The organism is Pseudomonas sp. C2B4 (assembly GCF_013359695.1).
Taxonomy (GTDB): domain Bacteria; phylum Pseudomonadota; class Gammaproteobacteria; order Pseudomonadales; family Pseudomonadaceae; genus Aquipseudomonas.
Window position 1 is genome coordinate 1 of sequence record NZ_JABFMU010000131.1, and the last position, 1,144, is coordinate 1,144.

Annotated in this window: 1 protein-coding gene; it reads left to right on the top strand. The window is 51.6% G+C overall.

Going from position 1 to position 1,144, the window contains the following annotated elements; all coding sequences use genetic code 11:
* Positions 1-143 precede the first annotated feature (143 nt).
* On the top strand, positions 144-1,073 hold the full coding sequence (locus tag HNQ83_RS30990; protein WP_175392636.1) for an RHS repeat-associated core domain-containing protein: 930 nt from the start codon (positions 144-146) through the stop codon (positions 1,071-1,073).
* Positions 1,074-1,144 lie beyond the last annotated feature (71 nt).

Genomic DNA, 1,144 nt, shown 5'->3' on the forward strand with positions numbered 1-1,144 from the left:
TGCTCGCGAAGAGGGCTTAACATTCAATGAAGAGGTTGAATGCAAGTCCGCTTTCGCGAGCAGGCTCGCTCCCACATTTGCTTTGCGGTGCACTCGATGGAACCTGGTAGTTCTGTCAGTTCCCGGCTCTTGGACAACGTGAAATGCTGGAGGCCTTTATTGACGTGCCGTCAAACAGAGGCCCTGCCATGCCCACCTCAAAATCTGCCAATCACCGCACCTTGTTGTTAGCCGGCGACAGCAAAAACACTGTGCTCATCGAGATGACTGGCAGCATTCACCACTTCGCGTATTCCCCCTATGGTCAGCAGTCCTCTCGGCAGGAGGTTATGACGCATCTGGGATTTAATGGCGAACTGCGCGAGGAAGAGACTGACTGGTATTTTTTGGGGAATGGTTACCGCGTCTACAACCCGCTATTGATGCGGTTTCATAGCCACGACAGATTCAGCCCGTTCGGGAAGGGTGGACTCAATGGATATGCGTATTGTGGTTGTGAGCCGGTGATACGTGCGGATCCAACGGGAGAGGCCTCGGTTGGTAGTGTTTTGGGCAGGGCTTGGAATACTGTTTCGGACAAATTTGCTGACTATGTTTGGCCGATTTTTTCTCCCGTGGGCACCGGTGGCGCTAGTGCGGGCCGAGTGTCCACACAAACCAAATCTATCAAGAAGGATTTTTTTGGGGGCTTCTTGGCTAATGTTCAAAAAAATACTGAAGTCAGCGTTCCGGCCATTCACAAAGGAAAATTAGGGAAGTCGCGAAAGCGGCCCCCAAAGAGCAATCAGTCCATCAACAAAAGCGTCAGCTGGGCTCCGGATACAAACCGCCCAGCGATCTCGACGCCAGCCACGACGACGCAAAGTGCACCCATGTCTCGCAGCGCCTCTAGTACCAGCTTCTCCAGCAATTCCAGCTCTATTTCCCCTCCCAGCACTGTCAGTACTGTTTCGAGCATCAGCAATCACAGTGCTGATTCTGGGTATATGAGCTCTTCTGCTGGTTCCATCAGAAGTAATGGTTCTGCCGATATCAACATCCAGAATCGACTTAATAACCTGAGGCAAAATTAGTGACTTACGCAAAAACCTGTGGGAGCGAGCCTGCTCGCGAAGAGGGCTTAACATTCAATGAAGAGGTTGAA

Bases quoted from the DNA above. Each gene is read 5' to 3' on its own strand.
- HNQ83_RS30990 (WP_175392636.1), top strand. From the start codon at position 144: ATGCTGGAGGCCTTTATTGACGTGCCGTCAAACAGAGGCCCTGCCATG.